The 25,329-nt window shown below is 75.5% G+C and carries 17 protein-coding genes; 10 read left to right on the forward strand and 7 right to left on the reverse strand.

The window, feature by feature from the left end; translation table 11 throughout:
* Positions 1-12: 12 nt before the first annotated feature.
* The 6 genes from sufU to fxsT all read left to right on the forward strand — a co-directional run bounded on the left by sufU (position 13) and on the right by fxsT (position 8,039).
* Positions 13-480, forward strand: a complete 468-nt coding sequence (gene sufU / locus BLR33_RS13755; RefSeq protein ID WP_093784678.1) for a Fe-S cluster assembly sulfur transfer protein SufU — start codon at positions 13-15, stop codon at positions 478-480.
* Positions 477-818 carry a metal-sulfur cluster assembly factor gene (locus tag BLR33_RS13760; protein WP_093784679.1) on the forward strand — a complete coding sequence of 114 codons (342 nt, stop codon included), beginning with the start codon at positions 477-479 and terminating at the stop codon, positions 816-818. Before sufU ends, BLR33_RS13760 begins: the two co-directional genes overlap by 4 nt.
* A 334-nt stretch (positions 819-1,152) precedes the next feature.
* On the forward strand, positions 1,153-1,344 hold the full coding sequence (locus BLR33_RS34755; protein WP_143031687.1) for a hypothetical protein: 192 nt from the start codon (positions 1,153-1,155) through the stop codon (positions 1,342-1,344).
* Between the two features lie 32 nt (positions 1,345-1,376).
* The gene (locus BLR33_RS13765) at positions 1,377-2,525 is read left to right on the forward strand and encodes an FxsB family cyclophane-forming radical SAM/SPASM peptide maturase (RefSeq protein WP_176930255.1); all 1,149 of its coding nucleotides are present in this window, start codon (positions 1,377-1,379) and stop codon (positions 2,523-2,525) included.
* 385 nt (positions 2,526-2,910) lie between these two features.
* Positions 2,911-4,101, forward strand: coding sequence for an FxsC protein (fsxC, locus tag BLR33_RS13770; RefSeq protein WP_093784680.1), 1,191 nt, complete (start codon positions 2,911-2,913; stop codon positions 4,099-4,101).
* Positions 4,098-8,039 (forward strand): FxSxx-COOH system tetratricopeptide repeat protein, encoded by a 3,942-nt coding sequence (fxsT, locus tag BLR33_RS13775; RefSeq protein ID WP_093784681.1) that lies wholly within the window; start codon positions 4,098-4,100, stop codon positions 8,037-8,039. Before fsxC ends, fxsT begins: the two co-directional genes overlap by 4 nt.
* A 148-nt stretch (positions 8,040-8,187) precedes the next feature.
* Here the strand turns inward: fxsT and BLR33_RS13780 are convergent, their stop codons facing one another.
* The 5 genes from BLR33_RS13780 to BLR33_RS13800 form a co-directional block, all read right to left on the reverse strand.
* Entirely contained in the window at positions 8,188-9,411 is a 1,224-nt protein-coding gene (locus BLR33_RS13780; protein WP_093784682.1) for a toll/interleukin-1 receptor domain-containing protein, read from the reverse strand.
* A gap of 71 nt (positions 9,412-9,482) precedes the next feature.
* Positions 9,483-12,398, reverse strand: a complete 2,916-nt coding sequence (locus BLR33_RS13785; protein ID WP_176930256.1) for a hypothetical protein — start codon at positions 12,396-12,398, stop codon at positions 9,483-9,485.
* Positions 12,395-13,423, reverse strand: coding sequence for a hypothetical protein (locus BLR33_RS35190; protein WP_093784684.1), 1,029 nt, complete (start codon positions 13,421-13,423; stop codon positions 12,395-12,397). The genes BLR33_RS13785 and BLR33_RS35190 overlap by 4 nt, the downstream gene beginning before the upstream one ends.
* A complete protein-coding gene (locus tag BLR33_RS13795; RefSeq protein ID WP_093784685.1) occupies positions 13,420-14,325 on the reverse strand; it encodes an AAA family ATPase in 906 nt (301 codons plus the stop codon). Before BLR33_RS13795 ends, BLR33_RS35190 begins: the two co-directional genes overlap by 4 nt.
* A gap of 433 nt (positions 14,326-14,758) precedes the next feature.
* Positions 14,759-17,089, reverse strand: coding sequence for a hypothetical protein (locus tag BLR33_RS13800; protein ID WP_093784686.1), 2,331 nt, complete (start codon positions 17,087-17,089; stop codon positions 14,759-14,761).
* A 323-nt stretch (positions 17,090-17,412) separates the two neighbouring features.
* Between BLR33_RS13800 and BLR33_RS13805 the strand changes: the two genes are divergently transcribed.
* Positions 17,413-18,513 carry a hypothetical protein gene (locus BLR33_RS13805; protein WP_143031688.1) on the forward strand — a complete coding sequence of 367 codons (1,101 nt, stop codon included), beginning with the start codon at positions 17,413-17,415 and terminating at the stop codon, positions 18,511-18,513.
* A gap of 141 nt (positions 18,514-18,654) precedes the next feature.
* On the opposite strand, the gene BLR33_RS13810 is transcribed toward BLR33_RS13805, so the two are convergent.
* A complete protein-coding gene (locus tag BLR33_RS13810) occupies positions 18,655-19,374 on the reverse strand; it encodes an aminoglycoside N(3)-acetyltransferase (protein ID WP_322987161.1) in 720 nt (239 codons plus the stop codon).
* Positions 19,375-20,114: 740 nt separating this feature from the next.
* Here BLR33_RS13810 and BLR33_RS13815 point away from each other — a divergent pair.
* Complete coding sequence (locus BLR33_RS13815; protein ID WP_407639671.1) at positions 20,115-20,639, forward strand: hypothetical protein; 525 nt, start codon at positions 20,115-20,117, stop codon at positions 20,637-20,639.
* A 98-nt stretch (positions 20,640-20,737) separates the two neighbouring features.
* Here BLR33_RS13815 and BLR33_RS13820 read toward each other — a convergent pair whose 3' ends face one another.
* Positions 20,738-21,661, reverse strand: a complete 924-nt coding sequence (locus tag BLR33_RS13820) for a DUF4231 domain-containing protein (protein ID WP_093784690.1) — start codon at positions 21,659-21,661, stop codon at positions 20,738-20,740.
* 443 nt (positions 21,662-22,104) lie between these two features.
* On the opposite strand from BLR33_RS13820, the gene BLR33_RS13825 reads away from it, so the two are divergent.
* Together BLR33_RS13825 and dapD are read left to right on the forward strand one after the other, a co-directional pair.
* Positions 22,105-23,877, forward strand: coding sequence for a DUF2264 domain-containing protein (locus tag BLR33_RS13825; protein WP_245771384.1), 1,773 nt, complete (start codon positions 22,105-22,107; stop codon positions 23,875-23,877).
* A 350-nt stretch (positions 23,878-24,227) separates the two neighbouring features.
* Positions 24,228-25,211, forward strand: coding sequence for a 2,3,4,5-tetrahydropyridine-2,6-dicarboxylate N-succinyltransferase (gene dapD / locus BLR33_RS13830; RefSeq protein ID WP_093784692.1), 984 nt, complete (start codon positions 24,228-24,230; stop codon positions 25,209-25,211).
* Positions 25,212-25,329 lie beyond the last annotated feature (118 nt).

Here is a 25,329-nt window from a genome sequence, read left to right on the forward strand (position 1 = left end):
GGTGGTGCTGCTGTGAAGCTCGACTCGATGTACCAGGACGTCATCCTCGACCACTACAAGAACCCGCACGGCCGGGGACTGCGCGACGGTCAGGCCGAGGTGCACCACGTCAATCCGACCTGCGGGGACGAGATCACCCTGCGGGTGCGGATGGACGGCACCACGATCGGCGACGTGAGCTACGAGGGGCAGGGCTGTTCGATCAGCCAGGCCAGCGCCTCGGTGCTCAACGAGCTGCTGGTGGGCAAGGACGTCTCCGAGGCGCAGAAGATCCAGGAGACGTTCCTGGAGCTGATGCAGTCCCGCGGGCGGATCGAGCCCGATGACGCGATGGAGGAGACGCTGGAGGACGCGGTCGCGTTCGCCGGTGTCTCGAAGTACCCGGCGCGCGTGAAGTGCGCGCTGCTGAGCTGGATGGCGTGGAAGGACGCGACGGCGCAGGCGCTGTCGGGCACGGCCGCACCGAAGGAGTCCGCATGAGCGACAACACCGCAGGAGCCACCCTGACGCCCGCCTCCGAGGAGGAGATCAAGGAGGCGCTGTACGACGTCGTGGACCCGGAGCTGGGCATCGACGTGGTCAACCTCGGGCTGATCTACGGCATCCACATCGACGACACCAACGTCGTCACCCTGGACATGACGCTCACCTCGGCGGCCTGCCCGCTCACCGATGTCATCGAGGAGCAGGCGAAGACCGCGACCGAGGGCATCGTCAACGACCTGAGGATCAACTGGGTCTGGATGCCGCCGTGGGGCCCGGAGAAGATCACCGACGACGGGCGCGAGCAGCTGCGCGCCCTGGGTTTCAACGTCTGAGCACTCCGGAACCCCGGACGGCCGCCGTGCACCGCACGGCGGCCGTTTGCGTCATCCGGCCGTTGTACCGCCGTGATTCGGCCGAACCGGCGTCGCACCCGTGGTGCCGGGGGCGGCCTGTTTGTGTCATGGATGGTGGCCCGGTGTCCGACGCTGTGCTTCCCTGGAGGCGGGAGCCGTCACCGATCAGCCCGACGGGGGAGTCGGCGGTGCACCGAGAGCTCCAGTCACGTCCGCTTCCGCCCGTGCCGACGACGCAGGGACCGTGCCTTGATCACGCAGGGGTCCGTGCAGCGCCGGCGAGGGCGGCGAAGGGTACCGGGGGCAGCGTTCGATGGAAACGTCACCACGTGACGTGGGCCTGGATGTCATGAACCTGTACGAGAAGGCAGGTGAACGTCCCGACGCCCCGGTTCCCGACGCCCCGGTTCCCGGCGCCCTGGTGGAGTCGCTGCGCAGGGTGGCGGCGCACGAGGAGGCGGACCCGGCGGCGGGCGCTCCGGCCGCGTTCAACTCGGCACTGTGAGCCCGGGCGGGCGCACCCGCGGGAGGTGGGCGATGGCGGCGGTGGAGCCGTTCTCGGAGTTCGTGGTGAAAGTGCACGGCCGCTGCAACCTGTCCTGCGCCTACTGCTACGTCTACGAACTGCGCGACACCAGCTGGCGGCACAAGCCCGCGGTGCTCTCCGCCGACCTCGCCGACCGCCTCGCCGTGCGGATCGCCGAGCACGCCGGGGCCCACGGCCTGCCCGCGGTACGGGTGGTGCTGCACGGCGGTGAGCCGCTGCTGGCCGGGCGGGCCAGGATCGGCCGCCTGCTGGCCGCGGTCCGCGCGGCGGTACCGCGAACTACGGCTGTGCAATTCGCCGTTCAGACCAACGGCACCTTGCTCAACCCTGCTTGGATGGAGTTGTTCCACCGGTACGGTGTGCGCGTCGGGGTGAGCCTCGACGGCGGCCGCGAGGCCACCGACCGGCACCGGCGCACCCGCGGCGGGCACGGCAGCCACGCGGCGGTCGAGAGGGGATTGGAGCTGTTGGCGCGCGAGGAGAACGCGAGCTTATTCGGCGGGCTGCTGTGCGCCGTCGATCTCGCCAACGACCCCGTGGAGGTCTACGAGGACCTGCTGCGCCACCGCCCGCCCGCGATCGACCTGCTGCTGCCGCACGCCACCTGGCAGTTCCCGCCCCCCGGCCACGACCCCGCGACGGCCCCCTACGGCCGCTGGCTCGTCGCCGTCTTCGACCGCTGGTACGCCGCCCCGGTCCGCGAGACCCGGCTGCGGCTCTTCGAGACCGTCATGGACCTGGTGCTGGGCGGCTCTCCCGTCGCGGAGTCCGTCGGCCTGGCCGCACCCCCCTTCGTCGTGGTGGACACCGACGGCTCGATCGAGCAGCCCGACTCCCTGAAGGCCGCCTACGACGGCGCCGCCGCCACCGGACTGCACATCGGCGCCGACGACTTCGACACCGCCGCCGCCCACCCGCTGCTGCGCCAGGGCCGGCTCGGCGCGGCGGGGCTGGCGCGGCAGTGCCTTTCCTGCCCGGTGGTGAAGCTGTGCGGGGGCGGCCTGCGGGCCCACCGCTACCGCCCGGGCAGCGGCTTCGCCAACCCGAGCGTCTACTGCGCCGACCTCAAGCTGCTCACCGAGCACATCAGGGACCGCGTGCTGGCCGACGCCCGCGCGCTCGCCGGGCGGACCCCATGAGGGCGCCCACGAGGCGGCGACCGACGGGGCGCCCCGGTCCCGGGCCGGTCCGAACGGCCCACGACGGCCACCCGTTCGGGTGGAACCCCGCGCCCGGCCGCCGCCGGCCCGCGCCGCGCGCCGCCACCCGGGCCGCCCGCCGCGCGGCCCCAGGCAGCGCCCGCCATCGCCCCGGCGCCGTTCCCGTACGCCCCGCAGTGCCGCGCGTGAACCCCGTCGAGGAAGGGCCGGCGATGCCCATGTGCACCGGGACCAGGTGCCCCAATGTGGTATTCATCCGCTATTGCTCGCATAGTGCCGCCCGCGAGGTCCCGTCGGCCGCTATGGGGTCGTCCTCGCAGCCGTGCGTGCCGCGGGATGTTTCGGCACGCGTAACGGAGACACCATGAGCCGCTTCTACCTGAGCCACATCCGCGGGGTCGACGAGGAGTGGACGGCGGCCTTCGTCCGCGACCTCAGCGCCGCGGTGGCGGCCCGCACCGGCGAGGCGGCCGACCGGATCGCCGTGCGCGCGGACCCCCACGTCCCGGGCGCCGCGGTGGAGCAGATGGCCGCGGCGACCACCATGGTGGTCCTGCACGCGCCCGGCTACTTCGGCCAGTCCTACTGCGCGGCCGAGTGGACGTACTTCCAGCAGCGCGCCCAGGTGCTGTGGTCGCGCACCGGCCGGACCGCCGACGCCATCATCCCCGTGGTCTGGGAGCCAACCGGGCAGCCGCTGCCCGCCGCGGTCCGCCGCCAGGCGCCCCTGGCCGTGGACTCCGCCGCCTACGCGCGCGACGGCGTGCTGCACCTGCTGCGGCTCAAGGCCCGCTACGCCGAGGACTACCGGCGGGTGGTCGCCGCGCTCGCCGACCGGGTGGCCGCCACCCACGGCCGGCCGCTGCCGGAGGTGCCCGGCTTCGACGCCGGCAGCAGCGGCTCCTTCAGCTTCCCCGTCCTGCCCGCCGAGCCCGGCGAGGGCCAGCGAGCGGTGCGCTTCGTCATGGCGGCAGCGGCCGCCGACGACCTGCCCGCCGAGCGCACGGCCACCGAGTTCTACGGCCGCAGCCCGACGGACTGGACCCCCTACGCACCCGGGCAGCCCGGTGTCCTGGCCGCCCTGCTGCGCGACACCGCCGCCGCCCTGGACTTCGCCCCCACCGTCCTCGCGCTCGACGAGGAGACGGTGGGCCGGGTCCGCTCCGGCGCACGGGCCGAGGAACTGCTGGTGCTGCTGGTGGACGCCTGGGCGGCCGGCCTGCGGGAGAAACGGGCGCTGCTGGAGTCCCTGGACGCCGAAGTGGCCGACACCGTCGCCGTCCTGGAACCCCGCAACCGCGACGACCCGCAGACCACCGCCCACGCGCCCGAACTCGACGGCTTCCTCGACCGGGCCCTGCCCTCGCTGCGGCGGCACGCCACGGAGCTGGAGCGCTGGGGCCTGCCGGACGTGGAGAAGTTCACCACGGCGCTGCGCAAGGCCCTGATCCGGGCGCAGAACGACGCCATCAAGTCCTCGCAGGCCGGCCGGCGCCTGCCCACGCCACCCGGTGGCCTCGACTCGTTCCCCCTGCTTGGAAGGTCCTTCTCATGACGCACGCCGCGGGTGAGGCCGCGCCCCAGGACTCGGGCACCGTCGTCACCTTCTACTCCTTCAAGGGCGGCACCGGCCGCACCATGGCGCTCGCCAACGTCGCGTGGATCCTGGCCAGCAACGGCAAGCGCGTGCTCGCCATGGACTGGGACCTCGAAGCACCCGGCCTGCACCGCTACTTCGCGCCCTTCCTGCGCGACCCCGAACTGAACTCCACCTCCGGCGTGATCGACCTGGTGCGCGGCTTCGAACTGCTCACCCCGCGCCCCGCCGAGGGCTTCCGGGCGCACGCCCGCGTCGACCGCTTCTCCCAGTCGCTCGACTGCGACTTCCCCGGCGGCGGCTTCATCGAGTTCGTCTCCTCCGGCCGCCGCACCCCGGAGTACTCCGAGACCATCAACACCTACGACTGGCGCGGCTTCTACGAGCGGCGCGACGGCAAGGCGTTCCTGCACGCACTGCGCGAGGACATGCTCGCCAACTACGACTACGCCCTGATCGACAGCCGCACCGGCTTCTCCGACACCTCCGGCATCACCACGCTGCTGCTGCCCGACGTGCTGGTCAACTGCTTCACCCTCAACGTCCAGTCGGTCGACGGCGGCGCCAACGTCGCCCGGGACGTACGCCGCAGCGCCCCGCACGTGCGCATCCTGCCGGTCCCGATGCGGGTCGACGCCGACGAGCAGGAGCGGCTCAACACCGCCCGCAACCACGCCAGGGCCCGCTTCCAGGAGTTCCTCGAGGACCCCGCGCGGCCCGACGCCGACCGCTACTGGGGCGACGTCGAGATCCCCTACCGGCCGTACTACGCCTACGAGGAGGCGCTGGCCGCCCTCGTCGACCCCCGCCACATCCAGGGCACCCTGCTCACCGCCTACGAGCGGCTCACCTCGGTGATCACCGGCGGCGAGGTGACCGCGCTCGGCCAGGTCGCCGAGGAGCAGCGCGCCCAGCAGGCCCGCCGGTTCGACCGCGCCCACCTGCCCGGCGCCGCTGCCCCGCGGGTCCGGCTGGACTACGCGCTGCGCGACCGGCTGTGGGCGGAGTGGATCGCCAACCAGCTCAAGGCGTCCGGCGCCACGGTCAGCCTGCGCCCCAGCAGCCCGTCCACCACCACCCCGATCCACCCCTCGCCCGCCGACATCGTGATCGCGCTGCTCTCCCCGGACTTCGCCGGCACCACGCTCGCCGCCGAGGTCCGCACCATCGCCACCGCCACCGACCAGCGCATCGTCGGCCTGCGCACCCGCGAGTACGCCGCCGACGCGGTGCTGGGCCAGCTGCCCGGCTTCACCCTGGCCGGCATGCCCGCCGGCCAGGCCGCCGAGCGGGTGTGCGCCCTGGTCGGGGTGGACACCCCTGTCGGACCGGTCGGCGGCGGCCCGCGCTACCCCGGCGAGGCCCCCGCGATCTTCACCGTGCCGCCCCGCTACAACCTCTTCACCGGCCGCGATGTGCAGCTGGAGCGGCTGTGGGACGAACTCGGCCTGGACTCGCTGGACCCCGGCACCCCCGCCGGCCGGGTCTTCCTCTACGGCCTGGGCGGCATCGGCAAGACCCAGATCGCCCAGGAGTACGTGCACCGCTTCGGCGCGCAGTACGACCTGGTGCACTGGATCTCGGCCGACCAGCTCGACCTCGTCCCGCAGAGCCTGGCCGACCTCGGCTCCCGGCTCGGCGTCCCCGGCGAGGCCGCCGACGACCGCGCCACCGCCACCCTCACCGCGCTGCAGAACGGCCGGCACGGCCGCTGGCTGCTCGTGTACGACAACGCCGAGAACGCCGACACCGTGCGTGAGGGCGGCCGCACCCTGGAGGACTACCTGCCCACCATGGGTCCCGGGCACGTGATCATCACCGCCCGGCACTCCCGCCAGTCGCCCGGCCTGACCTCGGTGGAGGTCGACGCCTTCAGCCGGCCGGAGTCCGTGGCGCTGCTGCGCCGCCGCATCGACGGCCTCAGCCGCGAGGACGCCGACCGCATCGCCGAGGAACTCGGCGACCTGCCGATGGCCGTCGAGCAGGCATCGGCCTGGCTGCGGGAGACCACCATGCCGGTGGACACCTACCTGGAGCAGGTGCGCAGCCGGGTCAGCCAGGTGCTCACCTCCGAAGGCGGCGCCCAGGACGCCCAGACCTCGCTGCCCGCGGTGTGGCGGCTGTCGGTGGACCGGCTGCGGGCCGAACGCCCGGCCGCCGTACGCCTGCTGGAGCTGTGCTCCTTCTTCTCGCCCGAGCCCATCGCCGACTCCCTGCTCTACAGCGACGGCATGCGCAACCAGCTGGCCGAGTCCGACCCGGCGCTGCGCGACCCAATGATCATGGGCTACCTCATCCGCGACCTCGGCCGCTACGCCCTGGCCCGGATGGGCAAGGACTCCCTGCAGGTGCACCGGCTGCTGCAGGCCGCCATCCGCGAGTGGATCGCCGAGGAGCCCGGGGCGCTGGAGCGCACCCGCCACCAGGCGCACCTGGTCCTGGCCAGCGCCCTGCCCTCGCCCGCGCAGGGCGAGGACAGCGCCGCCTCCCTCAAGCGGTTCGCCGAGCTGCGCCCGCACCTGGAGCCCTCCGAGGCGATCGGCAACCTGGACCCGCAGGTCGGCGAGTGGGTGGTCAGCCAGGTCCGCAACCTGTGGAAGATCAACGACCACCGGGCCGCGATCGGCCTGGGCCGGCGGGCGCTGCGCCGCTGGACCGAGATCCGCGGCGCCGACGACCCGCTGACCCTGCGGCTGGCCGCCCAGCTCGCCAACCCCTTGCGCTCGCTCGGCCGCTTCGCCGAAGCCTACGAGCTGGACGAGTCGACCCTGCGCCGCCAGCGCGCGCACCCCCAACTGGGGCCGGACCACCCGCACACCCTGATCACCGCCCGCAACTACGGCGCCGACCTCAACGGGCTGGGCCGCTACACCGAGGCGAGCGAGTCCGACACCGACACCCTGGCCCGCTACCGCCGCACGGTGGGCAGCGACCACCAGGACACCCTGCGCGCCATCAACAACCTCGGCGTCTCCCTCAACCTCATCGGCCGCCCCCGCGACGCGCTGGCCCTGGCCGAGGAGGCGTACCGCACCGCGCGCCAGAACCTCGGCCTGCGCAGCGGCATGACCTGGGCCTTCGCCCAGGGCGCCGCGCTGGACCGGCGGGAGAACGGCGACTACGACGGCGCGCTGGAGCTGCTGCTCGAAGCCCGCAACCACCTCGTGGAGCTCTTCGGAGAGCAGTCCCCGCAGGTGATGCGGACCGACGCCTCGCTGTCGGTGACCCGCCGCCGGCTCGGCGAGCACCGCGCCGCCGAAGCGCTCAGCCGCACCACCTACGACCAGTTCCGCCGCCGCTACGGCGACAACCACCCCGAGACGCTCGCCTGCGCGGCCAACCTGTGCTGCGACCTGCTGGCCCTGGGCGCCGACGACCCGGCGCTGTACGAGAAGGCGCGCGAGATCGGCGAGCGCAACCACGGCACCTACCGCTCGGTCCTCGGCGAGGAGCACCCCTTCACCCTCGCCGCGGCGACGAACCTGATCATCGTCCGCCGGATGCACGACGAGCCGCTGGCCGCCCTCGACCTCGGCACCGCGACCCTGCGGGCCCTGACCGAGCGGGTCGGCCCCGGCCACCCCGCCGCGGTCGCCTGCCGCGGCAACCTCGCCGGTGTGCTGGTCCAACTGGAGCGCTACGAGGAGGCGCTGACGGAGGACGAGCGCACGCTCGGCCACTACCGCGAGCTGTTCGACGACCGGCACCCGCGGGTGCTGTGCGGCGAGTACAACGTGGCGGTGGACCGGCTGCTGCTCGGCCACGCGGGCGCGGACGGCCAGATCCGCGAGATCGGCCGCCGGGCGACCGCGCGCTTCGGCGACAAGCACCCCACCAGCAAGGCGATGACCGAGCGCCGCCGCATCGACTTCGAGGTGGAGATGCCGCCGATCTGATGCCGCCGACCCGACCCGACCCGACCCGACCGGGGCCCGGGCCACCGGCGGCCGGGGCGGGGCCCTGCGCGTCGCGGTCCTGCGCGCGCGGCCCTGCCGGTCGGGGCAGGTCGGGGCGGGCTCCGTTCCGTCGCGGGGCCCGCGCGGCTCAGGCGGTGCCGGCGGAGGCGTAGCGGCGGACGAAGGTGCGGATCGTACGGTTCATCTCCTCCTCGTGCGGCCGCGGCAGGCCCTGGAGGCGGGGCAGCGGGCCGGGCGCGGCCGCCGCCAGGTCGCCGTCCGCGACGAACAGGAACAGCACGCCGACCGGGAACTCCGCGTGCAGCCGCGCCACCAGGTCCTGGTCCGGCGGGTGCGGCACCACCACCACGACCGGGCCGAAGTCCCGCTCGTGCTGCACCAGCGTCTCCAGGTCGTAGACGTCGATCTCGGCGGCCAGGTGGTCGCGCACCCCCTCCACCAGGCCGTCGGCGATGCCCGTCCCGGCCGGGATCGGCACCACGAAGTGGTCCCAGGCGACGGGGTCCTCGCTGGCCCGGTGGACGAACCGCCGGGCGGTCTCCGTGGAGCGCGCGGGCAGCACCGCCGCCCGCGGGCCGACCGGGTCGGCGAGCACCTCGTGGATGCGGCGGGAGTCCGCCGAGGGCACCCGGGCGTGCGTGACGCTCAGCTCGACCACCTCGCGCGAGTGCGAGGGCGCCTGCAGCGGCAGCAGTTCGGTCAGCGCCGCGCGCAGCGGGTCGGCCTCCGGCTCGCTGCGGCGCTCGGCGAGCAAACCCGCGGCCAGGCGGTGGTGCATCAGCGGCAGCAGCATCTGCGGCGGCACCCCCAGGAGGCTGCCGGCCCGGCTCAGCGTGGGCTCCGCCACGTCGCCCAGGTGCTGCACCATCCGCCGGTGCACCCGGGAATTGTTCAACCCGGCCCGCATCAGCTCCAGTTGCGGGGCGATGTCGCGGCGGACCGCGGCGAAGTCGCCGTCCGTCGGCCAGTCGATGTTCTGCCGCCGGGTCGGGTTGAGCGAGCCCAGCCGGCTGCGCTCCAGTTGCTCGCGGTCCACCTCGGGCAGCAGCACCAGGATGACCGGGAAGCCGTCGTGCCGGTTGCGCAGCTCGGCCATCGCCAACTCGTTCTGCACGTGCGGGGACTCCACGGCGTGCGAGGAGGCCAGCAGCACCATGCCGTGGGCGTTGACCATGCCGTCGGAGATGGCCTCCATCCAGTCCTGCCCCGGCACCAGCGACTCCTTGTCGACCACGACAGGCTCGCAGCCCGCGTCCTTGAGCATCTGCACCACGGACCTGCGCGCCTGCCAGCACGTGCAGGTGCAGCCGGGACGCTCACTGCGGCTGAGGAACACGAGCGGTCGGGTCATGGCACTCCTCGCGGGGACGGGGGACCCGGTCCCGGCCGGAGCGGTTCCGGCCGGAACGGGTGGCGGTGAGGTCAGTCGGACGGCAGTCCGTAGGTGTGGGCGAGCGCCGGGAAGCGGTGGGTGCCGTCGCTGTCCCAGGCGCTCAGCCACAGGGTCCGGCCGGGCGCCAGCACGACGGTGAAGGCACCGTTCGCGGCGTGCAGCACGGTGGGGGCGGCCCCGGGGGGTGACGGGGCGGGCGCGGAGGCGCCGTCCGCCACGGCCTCGGCCAGGACGAGGAGTTCGGGTTCCTCCGGGCGCGCGGGCACCCGCAGCGTCCGCTGCGTGCCGGAGGTGTTCGTCAGGCACAGCACCGCCTCGCTGCCGTGCCGCCGCCACACCGCCGCGACCCCCGGCACGGGTTCTGCGAGCGCGGGCGTCGCCCCGCCGAGCGCGAGTGCCTGCTGCCGGCTCCTGGCCGCGAGCAGCCCGCGCAGCGCGGCCGAGTGCCCGTCGTCGGCCACGAGCAGCCGGTACGGCACCTCGCGGCACCCGGGAAGCGCGAGCAGCCGGCACGTGTCCGCGTAGGACGCCGCATCGGGCAGGGCCCAGCCCCGGTCGCCGGGAACCCGGCGCAGCAACTCGGCTGCCGGGCCGCCGACGGTGAGGTGGGCGCCGTCGACCACCTCGGGCGGAGCGGGGGCGTCACCGCGGGAGGTGCCGCCCAAGTGCGACGGCCGGTCGGGGACTTCGGCGGAGCCGGCGGGCGCCGCGGGCGGGGCGAGGGCGGCGATCAGGGCGGCGTGGGGGTAGGCGTCGACCAGGTGGCGCAGGTCGTGGACGAGCGCGGCGGGCCAGGCTTGGGCGGCGGTCAGGCGGAGGCCGTCCAGCGGGAGGTCGAGCAGACGGCGGGCGGTGACGAGGAGATCGCCGGGGGAGTCGGCCGGGGCCGCGGGCAGGTCCGCTATCAGCCGTACACCGGCGTCCCCGGCCCGGCTCGCGGCCGCGGCGAGCGCGGACCCGTCCTCCAGCAGGTCGCCCGCCACGTGGAGGTGCCCCACGCCGAACCGCCGGGCGGACCGCAGCAGTTCGGCACTCGGCGCGGCCGCCGGGGGGAGGGTTGCCCCGATGGAGGAGCGCAGCCAAGCGGGGCCCGCGGTGGTGACGGGGGTGGCCGCGGCGTCCGGCAGGACCAGGTGCCCGCGGCCGTCCTCGGCGCGTATCTCCACCGGGCCGCCGGAGCCCACCAGCACCAGCCGGTCGCCCTCGGCGGCGAACACCTCGCGCACCCGGAAGGGCAGCGGCGCCCCCGCCGGGAGCGGCTCGCCCGACCCGCCCGGCTGGGGCTCCGGGTGCCAGGGCAGCCGGTGCACCCGGCGCCCGCCGTCCGCGGCGACCACCAGGCCCGCGGCGGGGGACAGGGCGAGCGAAACGGCGGGCCGGGCCAGGGTGCCCAGGACCACGGGCGCACCGCCGCTGCCGGGCACGGCGCCCTCATCGCCGGGTACAGGCCCGCCGCCGGCCCGCAGGACCCGCCCGTCCTCGGTGGCCCAGGCGAGCGCGCCGCCCTCCGGCTCCCCGGCCAGCGCGGTGACCCGCGGGCCGGGGCCGCAGAGCTGACGCGTCGTCACCGCGCCGTCCGGGGCGAGCCGGTGGACGACCACGCGCCCCTCGGCGTCGGCGACGGCGAGCAGCCCGGCCCGCATCGAACTCCACAGCCGCACCACGTCGGCCTCGTGGGCGAGCCGCAGCAGCACCCGGGCCGGGTCGCCCTCCTCCAGCAGGTGGACCTGGCGGCCCTGGGCCACGCACAGCGCGACCCTCGGCCGGACCGGGCCGCTCAGCGTCGTCCAGCCCAGGCCGGCCGGCGAGGGCACCCAGCCGCGCGGGGTCACCTCCCCCGAGCCGTCGAGCGCGGCGGTGACCACCTGCAACCCCAGGTCGCCGGCCGCGGCGGCCCGCGGCGGCCCGTCGTCCGCGACGGCCAGCAGGCCGGGCGGCTCGGGCAGTTCGGCGGACAGGACGCGGTCGCCGGCGTCGATCCGCAGCGCGGTGCGGTCGCCGGCCGTCACGCTGACCGCGCCGGACTCGCCGGACCACGCGGAGCGGACGGTGTCGCCGAGTTCGGCCCGGCCGCCGTCCACGGTGCCGTCGAAGCGGGCGGCCACGACGACGTCGAGGCGGGCTTCCACCGTGGTGTGCTCGTGCAGGTCCACCTGGTGCCAGGACGCGCCGGGCAGGGCGGCCCGCATCCGCAACCGGACCCGCGCGGCCCCGCTGACCTGGCAGACCAGGGCGTCGCGCTCGGGCGGGCGGCTCAGCACGACGCCCTCGGGGGTGGCCCGCACACCGATGTCGACCTCGCCGTGCACCAGCCGCCGTACCGCCTCGGTCTCCGGCCCCGCCTCCTCGCCGTCCCCTTCCGCGCCGAGGTCCAGGCCGAGCCGTTCGGCGGCGACGATCACCAGCCGCCTGGCCGGTGCCGAGTCCCGTACGGCGGCCGGCAGCCGCGGCAGGTAGCGCAGCGCCCAGCGGCTGGCCTCCAGTGCCTCGGCGCCGCCGGCCAGCACGTGCGCGAGGAAGGGGGCGAGCGCCCGCCGCACCCGCGCCTCGGAGGGGACCTGCTCGGCGGTCGCGCTCCACAGCAGGCTCTCGAAAGTGCGTACCGCCAGCGGCGCCTCGCGGTGCGCCCGCTCGGTGAAGCCGCGCACGGAGGCGAGGAAGTCCCGGTCGCCCTCGGCCAGTTCCCAGCGCAGCGCCGAGGCGACCTCCGGGTCGAGCACCAGGGCGCGGCTGTCGGCGGCCTCGACCAGCGGCGAGAACCACAGCTGGGCCTCGAGCCCGGTGCTGCTGCTGGGCAGGAACCGCAGCCGGGCCTCACGCACCACGTACGGCTCGGCCTGCGCGGTCAGGCTGAGGGACTGCGCGAGGCGCACCACATCCGGCTGGTCGGTGCGCTGCTCGGCGATCAGGCGGGCGGCCGGCGTGCGGCCCGGCGCGGTCGTCATCCGCCGGGCCCGGCGCGCCGGATGCCGCGGACCGCCGAGCGTGCCGACCACACCGATGTCCTGCGGTCCAGCGGCACCAGCGCGACCGCGCGGCGGAGTGCCGCGGGGTAGGACTCGGGCCGGAAGGGCGTCAGGCAGGTGACGGGGTGCCCGGCGCGGCGCAGCCGGTGCAGGAAGGCCAGCCAGTCGGCGGCGGTGGCCTGGTGCCGGCCGGCCACCGGCGGCCGCAGCCGGCCGAGGTCGGAGACGAGCAGCACCGGCCGGCCGGGCGGCAGCCAGGACTGCAGGCCGCTCCAGGACCGCCCGCCGTCGGCGCTGACGCCCTGGGCGAGCCGGAAGTCCAGGACCTGCAGCTGGTCCGGCGGCAGGACCCGGCGGGCGAGCCGGGCGACCCACTGGTGGTCGTGGCGGAAGGGCCGCATCGACGGCCCACGGTCCAGCAGCAGGTGCACGCCCGCGCGGGTGGTGGGCCGCAGCCGGTACGGGATGCGGGTGCGGGACGTGGGGGGCCGCCCGCCCAGCCGCCGCACCACCAGGTCCAGCAGCTGCCGGCCGTCCACCTCGCGGCCGGCGGCCTCGGTGGCGGCCACGGCGAGCATGATGGCCCGCTCGGTCCGCGGGTTCCACGGCGGGGCGGGCGCCACCTCCGGCACGGTGCCGGGCGCGGCGAAGAGGAGTTCGCCGGGCGCCGGCAGGGCGGTCCCGGCCTGCGGCGGGAGCGGTTCGGCGGCCGGGAAGCTCAGCAGCGAGGCGCCGCGCGGCTCGGTCGCGGGGGCGACGGGGACCGGTGGCGCCGGGGGCTCGGGCGCGGGGCGGGGTCCGGATAGGTCCGGGGCGGCGGGCGGCAGCGGGCGGGGCACCCCGGGTGGTAAGGGGCGGCCGGGCGCCGCGGGCGGCAGGGGGCCGCGGCCGGCCCCCGGCAGCTCCATGGCGACGGCGAGCGCGCGGACGCCCGCGGCGTCGCCGATCCCGAGCGCGGCGGCCGCGCGCAGCACGTCGCCCGCGTGCACCGGCCCGCGGCTCATGCGTACGCCGTGGGCTCTGCGGTGTCCTTCACCATCGCGAAGCGCGCGACCTCCCGCCACACCTCGGAGTCGGCGGTCAGCTCCATCTCGCGGCAGGCCCGCAGCGTGTCGAGGTACTCCGCGGTGCTCGCGCCGGCCGGCCGCCCCTGGGCCGGGACCTGGGCGAGGAAGAGGTCGGCGGCCTGGCGGCTCAGCTCGGGGTCGAAGTCCGGGCCGAGGTGCAGCCTGGCCACCTCCAGCAGGTGCTCGCGCCGGGGCACGCGCAGCCGCAGCGGGATGCAGCGGCGGCGGAAGGCGGCCGACAGCTCGCGCTCCTCGTTGCTGGTGACCACCACCAGCGGCGGGCCGATCTCGGGGCGGACCGTCACGGGCGTGCGGTCGGGGCCCTCGAAGCGGAGGTTGTCCAGCGGGTCGAGCAGCGCGTTGGGCAGGTCGGGGTCGGCCTTGTCGATCTCGTCGATGAGCACCACCGCGGGCCGATCGCGCAGCTCCTGGCCGACCGTGTCGTCCTTCGCCGGGTCGAGCGCTTTCCACAGCGGGCCCGGTCGGTGGTACAACTCGTGCCCCGGCGGTCCGAGTTCGCCCCGGTGCGCGTCGTTGAGCTGGCGGAACGCCTCCTCGCGCCACAGCAGGTCGGACGCCTCGGTGCGGGCGGTGACGATCTCGGCGTAGTAGCGGTGGCGCATCAGCCGCGCCACGTTGGGCGCGAGAGTGGACTTGCCCGAGCCGGGCGGCCCCAGCACCAGCAGCGGCCGGCGGGTCACCAGGGCGATGTTCACCGCGAGCACGGTGTCCTCGTCGAACAGGTACACCTGGTCGTCGCGACGCCCCGCGACCCGGCCCGTCTCCGGCCCGGCAGCGGCGCCGAGCGCCTCGGGGTCGAAGACCTTGCTGTAGCGCATGAGCCCCCCGGGTCCCGCGTCCGCCACGTGCCGTGGCGCCACTGTAACGGACCGCTCGCGGCGCCATCCAGGTCCCGTCCGGCGAATCCGCCCGCCCCGTCCGCGAAGGGCGGCGCTGTCTGCTCCCGGCGGGGTTCGGCGGGGGCCGGCAGGGGTGTTCGCGGAGGGGTGTTGTGCGGGGTGGCGGCTTTCTGCGGTCGGGCGTCATCTGCGGGTGTTCGGTGGTGGGGTGTTGTGCGGGGGCGGCATGCTGCGATCGGACGCCACGCGCGGGTGTTCGGTGGTGGGGCGTTCCGCGGTGCGGCCGCATCCCGCGGTCGGACGGCATGTGCAGGTGGGGGCCAAGCCGCCGGGCGTCTCGGGTCCGCCTTTTCCCCTCGCGCCCGCCTCGGGCCGTACGCCGATCCTTCGCTCGGCCGATCTCGCGTGCCTGTCAGGCGCGTTGGCTGCGAATGTCCGCGTGCGCGTGGTCGTCGTGGGTGTGGACGCGGACTTCCACGCGGGCCAGCTGTTCGGTGAACGTGCCGCCGCCCGGGACCGCGCCCGGGGTGATGAGGTCCACCCGGCGCAGCCAGGGCGCGGCCGCCAGCGGGGCGAGGTCGAAGTTCTCGCGCCAGGGGTCCACCGTCAGGAAGGTCAGGGCGGAGCGGGCGACCGTCCGGACGTCGCGCAGGGCCGGGCAGTTGATCAGGCGCAGCGAGCGCAGGGCGGTGAGGCGGGCGAGGTCGGGCACCGCGGTCAGTCCCGGATGGTCGGCGATGACGAGGGCGCGCAGGCCCGGCAGCGCGGCGAGCGCGGTCTCCAGGCCGTCCAGCGGGCCGTGGCAGTGGACCTCGGTGACGGACTCCTGCCCGGCAAGGCGCCACAGCGCGTCGGAGGTGCGCACGACCCGGGGCGCGTCGCGGACGGCCGTGGGGACCGGGCGGGCGGTGAGCCGGCGGCCTTGCCCCCCGTTGACGCCGTGTTCCAGCAGCCCGGGCAGCCGTCCCGCGGAGCGCCGCGGGACCGACAGCTCCGCCACCAGCCGCGCCAGCCGGTCGGTGCCGGTCAGCCCGGCGTGCACGGCGAGCGCCCGCTCGGTCTCCGGGCCCGGCCGCGCGGCCAGGTGCTCGGCCGCGAGGAGCACCCGCGCGGCCTCGTGGCTGAAGGCGACCGTGCCGGGCGCGGGCGCGTAGAGCAGGCCCGCCCGGTCGGCGAGGGCGGCCAGCAGCCGGTCGGCGGTCACCGGGCCGGCCGAGCCGCCGACGTGCAGCGCCTCCAGGACCTCCAGCGCCCGCCCGACCGGCAGCGGCGCACCGCCGTCGGGGAGGGTGGCGACGGCGAGGCCGCCCGCCGCGGCCCGCAGCACGCTGTCGCGGACCCGGCTGCGTACCGGCAGGTCCTCCTCGTCCTCCTGCCGCCAGGAGGCGGTGACCGCGGCCCGCAGGAGGTCGAGCCGCCCGCGGGAGCCGTGCCGCCGGACCGCCTCCACCGCGGCGGGCCAGATCGTGGCGCTCTCCAGCAGGGAGCCGCCGGGCGGCCCGGCCGCGTCCGGCGACGGCCCTTCCGCGGCGGCCCCGTCCACCGCGGCACTGTCCAAAGGGGCCTTGGCCACGGGAGCCTGCGGGCCGAGCAGGCGGGCGCGGGCGGCGGCGGTGAGCGGTTCGAGGAAGACGGGGGCGAAGACGCCCTCCAGGCGGTGCCAGGGAACGGAGGTGCCGTTGGTCTCCACGACGATCGGCGCCTGCGGGTGGGCGGCGGCGGTGCGCAGCAGCCACTCCCAGGCCGCCGTACGCCGGTGGGCGGGGGCGCGGTCCAGGCCGTCCACGGCCAGCAGCGCGCGCCCCTCGTGCAGTTGGCGGGCGGCCCATCCGGCCGGCTCCTGCGCGGTGAGCGCCGGGGCGACCACCGGGACCAGCCCGTCCAGCGGGGGCAGGGCGCCGCTGTGCGCGGGCAGCAGGAAGGCGGTGCGGCAGTCCCAGGGCGCCCCGCCGCCGGCCCGCATCACCCGGCGGGCCAGCGCCCGCAGCTCCACGCTGCGCCCCGAACCCGCGGGTCCGACCAGCAGCAGCCGGCGGCCCGCGGCCGCGAGGGCGGCGGAGTCCTCGGTCCGCTGCCCGGACCCGGCCCGCCGGCGCAGCCTGCGCGGCAGCGGCTCGGGTTCGCCGGCCGGGCCGGGGATGTGCGCCCGGGCGCGGAAGAGGGCGGTGAAGCGGGCGTCGTCAGCGGCGAGCGCGCGTGGCAGCTCGCCGACGGAAGGTGCCGGGTCCGTCCCGCCGGGCAGTTCGGGGGCGGTGGCGCGGGATTCGGCGAACCAGCGGGTGAGGTCGGCGAGCACCTCGTCCAGGACGGCGCGGTGGCGGGCGGCCTGCATCGTCAGCAGGGCCAGGCCGAGCGAACGGTACTCGGGCGGCTGGCGGGCGGTGAAGCCGTCCGCCTCGGCGACCACGTCGGGCAGCCGCTGGGCCATCGGCTCCCACAGCAGCGGCAGCACGATCCGCGGCGAGCGGCCCCTGGCCCGCTCCAGGCTGGTGCGGTGGGCGAGCACGGCCCAGTCGGCGTCGGCGGGGCCCTCGGTGAAGTACGCGGGGGAGCACAGGGCGAGGACCAGGTCGGCGGTGGCGACACCGGGGGAGGCGGGGCCGGGGGTGCGGGCGGTCCAGCGGACGAACGTCGCGCCGGGGAGCGCGGCCAGCCGCGTATTCAGGTCGTCCAGAAACCGGGCCACCCACGCCTCGTCCCTGCCGTGCAGGTAGCTCACCGCGTAGGTGCAGGTGCTCTTCACGGTCCCCCGCCTGTCCGTGTCGTGTGCGCTGTCGGTGCCGGGTGTGCTGTGGCTGTCGTCCCTGCTCGGTGCAGGCCGTGCGGCGCTGTGTACGGCGTGTCCGGCGCGCGCCGTGTGTGCCGCGTGCGTCGGTGCACGTCTGTGCGTCTCGATGTGCCTCGGCGTGCCTCGGCGTGCCTCGGTGTACGCCATGTGCGCCGTGCACGCCGTGTACGGAGGTCCATGGTCTCGTGCGGGCCCGGCGCCGTGGAAGAATCCGAGGACGTTCATCTGCCGTCTCTGGCAGCGAATCTGACTGGTTATCACATCATATGTTCAATTCCATGGCGGACGGGAGCGAGCCCGCGACCCTCGTCCGTCCCGCGGGCCGTGCCCCCCTCGCACCGGCCGGTCTGGGGAAGAAGCAGGGGAACCTGCTCACCGCGGTGCTGCGCGGCATCCCGCTGCTCGGCCCGCAGGGGACCGTGCCGTTCGCGGAGGCCGACGTCCGCGCCTGCCTGGCCCGCTTCCAGCCCGCCGAGGGTCCCGGCGCCGAGACCGGACTCGTCAACCGGCTGCGCCCCCGGCTGCTCGACGCCGTGGTCGGCGCCCGGGCCAGGACCCGCGGGTACATCAGGGGGTTACCCGAGGGGGCCGTCGAACCCCTGCTCGACACGGTGGGCCGCGCGGTCGCCGAACCCCTCGTGCTGCGGGTGGTCTTCGGCGCGACGGTACGGGTGCCGCTGCGCGCGCTGAGCTATGTCCTGCCGGCCGCCCGCATGGCCGAACGCATCGCGGAGGTCACCGGCAGCGCGCCGTACCTCCAGGCGGTGTACGTCGGCGGCCTCGGCGCCCGGATCAACGACCTGCCCGCGCGGACCGTGGACGCCGAGGGCGCCCTGCTCGCCGGCTGCCTGGAGCGCGTGCTCGCCGCCACCGCTCCCGCCGTCCCCTACGGCTTTTTCGCCGACCGCCCCGTCCCCGCCCGGCAGGACCCGCTCGCTCCCGTCCTCGCCTCGCTCGACGCGCGCCGCCGCCATGAGATCGCCGAACTGCTCGCGGGCAAGGGCGGCAGCCGCTCCGCCCGGCAGACCCTCCAGTACGCGGCGGCCCACGCCCTGCTGCACGACCGCGACGCGATCCCCCTCGACCTCGTCCACGGCGCCAGGCCGCCGACCCGACCGGTCGTCCTCGACCTGGGCGGCCTGCAGGAACGCCACTTCCACAATGTGCGCGGCCTGTTCGCCGCCGAGGGCCGCCGCGTCCCCAAGCCGCTCGTCCTGACCCGCCACTCCGTCCCCCCGTACACGATGTCCCGGGCGGGCGACATCGCCCTGCGCGACTTCCTCGCGGGCGCGACCCCCGACTCCCCGGACCTCCCCACCGCGGTCCGCCGCGACCTGGACCTCCTCCGCGCGAACTTCCCCTTGGAGACGCTGAGATAACCGCCCGCAGCGGGGCCCGGCCCGGCAGAACCTCGCGGTGCGCACGAAGGGCAGTTGGCCCCGGCCCCGGCTCGGCGGGTGGACTGGTGGGGCAGGCGGGGTGCCGTGGGGGCGCGGGGAACCCCGCGCGCACGGCGCCGGCTACTGCACGTGCCCTCGATGACTCGGCAGCCAGGCCGTGGCGAAGTCCACCGCCGGGGCGAGGCCGAAGAGACGGCAGGGCGCGTCGGCGACCGTACCCGTGGCGACGGGACCCGAGCGGGCGAAGTCACCCCCGAGCAGAGCGAAATCGCTGTCGTCGAGCACCACGTCCTCGTAGGCCCACCACATGGGACGGTCGCGGTCACGGTCGCGCACCACGCACCGGTAGGAGCGCCGTGGCGGCCGCGGAACGCGGTACTCGGCCAGATGAAAAGCGCTGCACTTGTCGAAGCCGACCCCGAGGAGCAGCACGTCGGCCCGCACCCGGTAGAGCGCACCCAGCGGCGAGTGCTCGCCGAGGTGGCAGTCCTCGCGGTGCCCCGCGACGGTCGCGGCGGCGGCACGACCCAGCGCGGTGAAGGACGTCTGCGGGTGGCCGCTGCGCAGGGCGCCCGGCGTGGTCCGTATCGTCTCGGCGAGCACGCCCATGCCCGGCGCGGGGGTGGTAGTGGGGTCGAAGGGCGGCATGGCCGCGCGCAGGGCCGCGTGCGCCCAGGGCGCGAGCCCGCGCAGCCGCGCACGGTGCACGGCGGACGTGTCGGAGTTCTCCGGCGTGAAACTCGGCACCACGAGGGTCCCTTCGGGCCCGAGCGCCAGCAACAGCGCGTCCCGCAGCGCCTCGGCCCGTACCCCACGCGTCCGGCGCAGCGACGAGTGCACGAGCAACGTACTGCCCCGCCGCACCCCGAGCGCCACGAGCTGGTCGGCGAGCTCGCCAACGCCCTGTTGGCCCTGTTCGCCCGTTCCCGGAACGGGTGGAGTGGTGTTCGCGGTAGGGCCTCCTGTCGTACGGGGACGGGTGGTGACCGCGGCGTCGGGGGCGGCCGTGGCTGCTTCGGCGGCGGCGAGCGCCTTCTCACGAGTGCCGGTGGATCGATTCTGCTGCGGCTCCGTACCGGAGGGCCCGGCACGTCTCGGCGCCGCGGAGGCGAGGGGAACCGGACCGGGACGGCCGCGGCGTTCGCCCGGGGAGCGGGACGGCGTCATGAGCCAAGTCGTACCACGCCCAAGCCGGCGCAAGCCGGGCACCGGGGCGAAATCGACCGGAACACGGGTTGCCTGCAGGCAGGCTGAGGCAACAATTGCGGCAGACCACGCGGCCACGGGGCCGGCCTTCAGCCGCCCCCCGAACCCCCTCGGCCCCCCGTACCCCCGTGTACGGAAAGCCGGCCGCCCTCCCCGCACCTCCACCGGCCCCCGCCGCAGGCGGGCAATGCTCCCCTCGGGCACCCCGCAAGCAGGCCAAGCCCGCCCCGCGTCCAAGGCCCCACCCCCAAACGGTGGCGTGAAAGCAACGTGCGCACCGCGTGACCAGGCCGTGCGCGGAGAGAAAAAGACGGCTACCGGACATCGTCCGGGGAAACGCGATCCCGGCCGCCCCGCGCTGGCAGACTGGCCGCATGTCCCGACCACCAACAGTCGCGGCACGCCGACGCGGTGTGCTGACTGTCGGTGTCACGGGCCACCGCAGCATCCCGGACGAGGCGTATCCCTTGGTGCGTGGCGAGCTCGCGGCCGAACTCGGGAACGCCGCACGGCGGTCGGACACCGTGGAGGCGCTCAGCTCCCTGGCGGTCGGCGCGGACCAGCTCTTCGCCGAACTCGCCCTGGAGTGCGGGGCCCGGCTGACCGCGGTGTCGCCGGGTGCCGACTACGAGGCCACCTTCGCGCCCGAGGAACTCGCCGGTTATCACCGTCTGTTGTGGCGCGCACACGCCCATGTCCGGCTGGACTTCCCGGTGGTGGACGACGACGCCTACTACGCGGCCGGCGCGTACATCGCCGAGCATTCGGACCTGGTGCTGGCCGTCTGGGACGGCCTGCCCGCACGCGGCCGCGGCGGCACCGGCGACATGGTCGCCTACGCCCGCTCGCTGGGTAAGACGGTCGTGGTCATCTGGCAGGCAGGAGTCCGCCGACCGTAGAACCCGGCCCCGAACTCCGCGGCTGCCCAAGGAAGTCGGACCAAGCACCGCGGCGCGCGGGCAGAGCGTGGAGTGAACCTCCGTACGGCGGAAGCGCCTCACCCGTGATGCCGGGCCACCCACGCCGTGTAGTCGGGCGAGACCCTCTCCTCCGCCGCCGCCACGTTCGCCGCCCACACCTGCTCGGTGTCCACGTGCTGCAGCGCCGCCGCCATCGCGCTCAACTCCTGCGCCACCAGCGAGTGCGCGGCCACCAGCGGCTGGTACTGCCGCACCTCGCTCCATGCCACGCTCGCCGCGGCGGCCGAGGACGCGATCCCGACCAGGTCCATCGACGTGCCCCACTCCAGCGCCTTCGCGATGGCCGCCGCCAGTGCCGCCAGAGTTCCCAGCACGGTGACGGCCTCCCACAGCCGCGCCCCGCGCCGGGACTCCACCGCGCGCCTGACGTACCAGTCGTGCTGCTCGGCGACCCGATCGCGCAGGTACACGTCCCGGCGTACGGCGAACGGCTTGGCCCGTAACTCCCGCATGCCCGTGGTGACGAGGAAGGCCGGGCCGGGCCCGCCGGTCAGCGGCGGCTCGCGCCAGCCGATGGTGGCCAGGCGGTGCAGCCCGTCGTGCACGGCGGCTTCCAGCGCGCCGTCCGGGTCGCGCACGTCACGGCCGTAGGGCGCCCCGCACACCGCGTACCGCCAGCAGTGGGACCGTACCAACTCCGCCGCGCTGCGCTGGAGTTGCCAGTCGTCCTTGGGGCGTTGCCGGGCCGTGCGCCAGGTGAACCACAGTGCGCCCACGTACGCGCAGGCGCTCAGCAGCGACAGCACGTCGGCGGGCCCGATCCGCAGCCGCCACGGCAGGCCCGAGCAGGCCGCGGCCACCACCAGCAGCAGCATCTGGCGGCGCAGCCACACCAGGGTCGCGCGCTGGCTGGACAGCGCGGCCGTGTCGGTGCGGTGGAAGAGCGCGGGCAGATCCGGATCGCCGAACAGGAAGCTCCGCTGTACCGCCGTACCGCTCATACCCGCCCCCTCCGCCGTACCCCGGCCGGACCCCCGTCCCCCGTACGGCAGGCAGCGGCCGCAGCGCACGGGAAGGGACAGGGTAACGCCGCGCGGCGCCGTGGCGTAGAGGGCCGCACCACCGGAGCACGCCGGCGCACCAGGGACAACAGCCCCTCGACCACGGGGAGTTCACCGACCGTTCCCGGGCCGTCCCGGACCGTGCCGTCGTCCGCACCTCACCCGCCTCGACGGCACCCGTGCCGCCCGGACGGACGTCCCCGGCCCGCGAAGCCCCCGGTGGGCGCGTTCTCCTTCTTCGCCGCAGTCAACGACCCGCCGGCCCCGGCGCCTTGGCGCCGTACGGAGCCGCGGGCCAGGGGCGTACGGTGCGGCGGCCGTTGACGCCCCGATGCACCGGTTGCGAGGATTCCGGCAACTTCGGAGCGGAGGCGGCAACGCGCATGGCCGGCGGCAGTGATGGCAGCAGGACCCGGATGCAGGCGCAGGTCGTGGAGCTGTGCGAGCCGCTCGTGCGGTACGCGAGCCCCGGCGGCGCGCGCATCCGGCTCGGGGTGAACACCGCGCACCACGACGACGCTGCCGCCGAACTCGAAGGCTACGCACGGCCGTTGTGGGGCCTTGCGCCACTGGCCGCGGGCGGTGGGGAGTTCGCCCACTGGGACCTGTGGGCGCGCGGGCTCGCCGCGGGCACCGACCCCGGACACCCCGAGTTCTGGGGGGAGATCGGCGGCTTCGACCAGCGCCAGGTGGAGACCGCCGCCATCGGCTTCGCCCTCGCGCTGGCGCCCGAACGGTTCTGGGACCCGCTCAGCGGCCGCGAACGCGACCGCGTCGGCCGCTGGCTGGCCTCCTCGCTGGACCGCGAGACGCCCGGCAACAACTGGAACTTCTTCCCCGTCCTGGTCGGCCTCGGCCTGGACCGGGTCGGCTACGCGCACGACCGCGAGGCCCGCCACGCCCGGCTGGACCGCCTGGAGGGCTACGCGCTCGGCGACGGCTGGTACGCCGACGGCGACACCGAGCAGCGCGACTACTACATCCCCTGGGCCATGCACTTCTACGGCCTCATCTACGCGGCCCTCGCCGGTGGGCAGGACCCGCGGCGGGCCGAGCGGTTCCGCGAGCGGGCCGCGCGGTTCGCCATGGACTTCCGCCACTGGTTCGCCGACGACGGCTCCGCCGTGCCCTTCGGCCGCAGCCTCACCTACCGCTTCGCGCAAGGCGCCTTCTGGGGCGCGCTGCCCTACGCCGGGGTGGACGCCGTGCCCTACGGCGAGGCGAGGTCCCTGCTGGTGCGGCACCTGGAGTGGTGGCGGGCGCGGCAGGCGAGCACCGCTCCCGAGGGCGTGCTCAGCATCGGCTACGGCTACCCGCAGCCGCTCGCGGCCGAGCAGTACAACGGGCCGGCCTCGCCGTACTGGGCGCTCAAGGCGTTCCTGCCGCTGGCGCTCGGCCCCGGCCACGCGTTCTGGACCGCGCCCGAGCAGAGCCCACCGGAGCTGCCCGCGGTCAGCGTGCAGCCGCAGGCCGGGGCGGTGCTCATGCGCTCGGGCGGGGACGTCACGCTGCTGTCGGGGCGGCAGCACAATACGTGGGCGCGGGGCGGGGCGGCGAAGTACGCGAAGTTCGCCTACTCGACGCGGTTCGCCTTCAGCGTGCCCTCCGGCGACCTCGGGCTGCTGCACGGGGCCTACGACTCGATGCTCGCCGTCAGCGACGATCCCGGCGACGAGCCGCTGCACTTCCGGGTCCGCGAGACCCCGCTCGACCCGCACATCGATCAGGACGGCACGATCCGCAGCACCTGGCGGCCCTGGCCGGACGTCGAGATCACCACGTGGCTCGCCCCCGCGGGCGCCTGGCACACCCGCACCCACCGGATCACCACGGCCCGGCCTCTCTTCACCGCGGAGGGGGGCTTCGCGATCGACCGCGACGGGGGCCTGCGCGTGCAGGAGTGCGCCCCCGGCAGCGCGCTCGCCGTCTCCGCGGCCGGTGACCTCAGCGGCATCCGCGACCTCGGGGCGCCCCTGCGCGAGGCCCGCATCCTCACCCCGCTCCCCGCCACGAACCTCCTCGCCCCCCGCACCGCCCTCCCCACCCTGACCGCCCCCCTCCCCCCGGGCACCCACACCTTCCACACCGCGGTCCTCGCCGCCTCTCCCGAAACCGCCCCGTCCTGGCAAACCCCGCCACCCCTGCGAGCCCGCTGACCCCCACAGCCGGCTCCCTGTGAAGGCACGCGGGAAGCCGGGCTGCGGGCAGACGGGTGGCCGTGTGTGGGGCGCGGGGAACTGCGCGCTCGACCGATGATGGGCGGGTGGTCCGGCGGCGGCAGTCGCCGTCCCTCCCCTTCGGCGAAGGGTGCCGCAGGCGGAGGGGCCAGTGGCGCCGGGCGGTACGCCGTACAACCCAGGGGCGCGGGGAACTGCGCGCTCAGCAGGTCACCGGCCTGCGGCCGGGAACGATGCCCAACCGTCGCGGCGGGTTGCCGCGCGACCACGGGCCCGCGGCAGCGAACCGTCGCGGCGGGTTGGCGCCGTAAAGAAGATACCGTTGCCCCATGAGTGACAGCCCCAAGGGAGCCGCCGGCGTCGGCCTCGCAACCGTCGGAGACGACGGCACCGTATTGGACACGTGGTACCCCGCCCCCGAGCTGACCGAGGCGAAGCCCGGCGGGGAGGCCGGGAGCGAGCGGCTCAGCGCCGACCGTGCCGCGGAACTCCTGGGGCCGGCGGCCCCGAAGGCCCTCGGTCCGGACCCGCGCCGCGGGGTCGAGGTCGTCGCGGTCCGTACCGTGATCGCCTCGCTGGAGGACAAGCCCCTCGACGCGCACGACGCGTACCTGCGGCTCCACCTGCTCAGCCACCGGCTGGTCCGCCCCAACGGCCAGAACCTCGACGGCATCTTCGGCCTGCTCGCCAACGTCGCCTGGACCTCGCTCGGCCCGGTCCCGGTGCCGCAGCTGGAGGCGGCCCGGCTGGCCGCCCGCGCCGACGGCCAGCACCTCGTCGTGTACGGCGTCGACAAGTTCCCCCGGATGACGGACTACGTCGCCCCGGCCGGCGTCCGGATCGCCGACGCGGGACGGGTCCGGCTGGGCGCCCACCTGGCGGCGGGCACCACCGTGATGCACGAGGGCTTCTGCAACTTCAACGCGGGCACGCTGGGCACCTCCATGGTCGAGGGCCGCATCTCCCAGGGCGTCGTGATCGGCGACGGCTCCGACGTCGGCGGCGGCGCCTCCATCATGGGCACCCTCTCCGGCGGCGGCACCCAGCGGGTGTCGGTGGGCGAGCGCTGCCTGCTGGGCGCGGAGTCCGGCCTGGGCATCGCGCTGGGCGACGACTGCGTGGTGGAGGCGGGCCTCTACGTCACCGCGGGCACCCGCGTCACCCTCCCGGACGGCGAGATCGTCAAGGCCGTGGACCTCTCCGGCGCCGACAACCTCCTCTTCCGCCGCAACTCCACCACCGGCAAGGTCGAGGTACTGCCCCGCACCGGTTCGTGGGGCGGCCTCAACGCGGCTCTGCACAGCCACAACTGATCCACCCGTCACCGCGAGAACGCCACCGGCCCCGGCCCGCACACCCCAACCCCTGTGCGGCCGGGGCCTTTTCGCGTCCGGACCGCCCAAGTGCCCAAGTGCCCAAGAGCACGGGAGC

The sequence above is a fragment of the Actinacidiphila guanduensis genome, assembly GCF_900103985.1.
Classification (GTDB): domain Bacteria; phylum Actinomycetota; class Actinomycetes; order Streptomycetales; family Streptomycetaceae; genus Actinacidiphila; species Actinacidiphila guanduensis.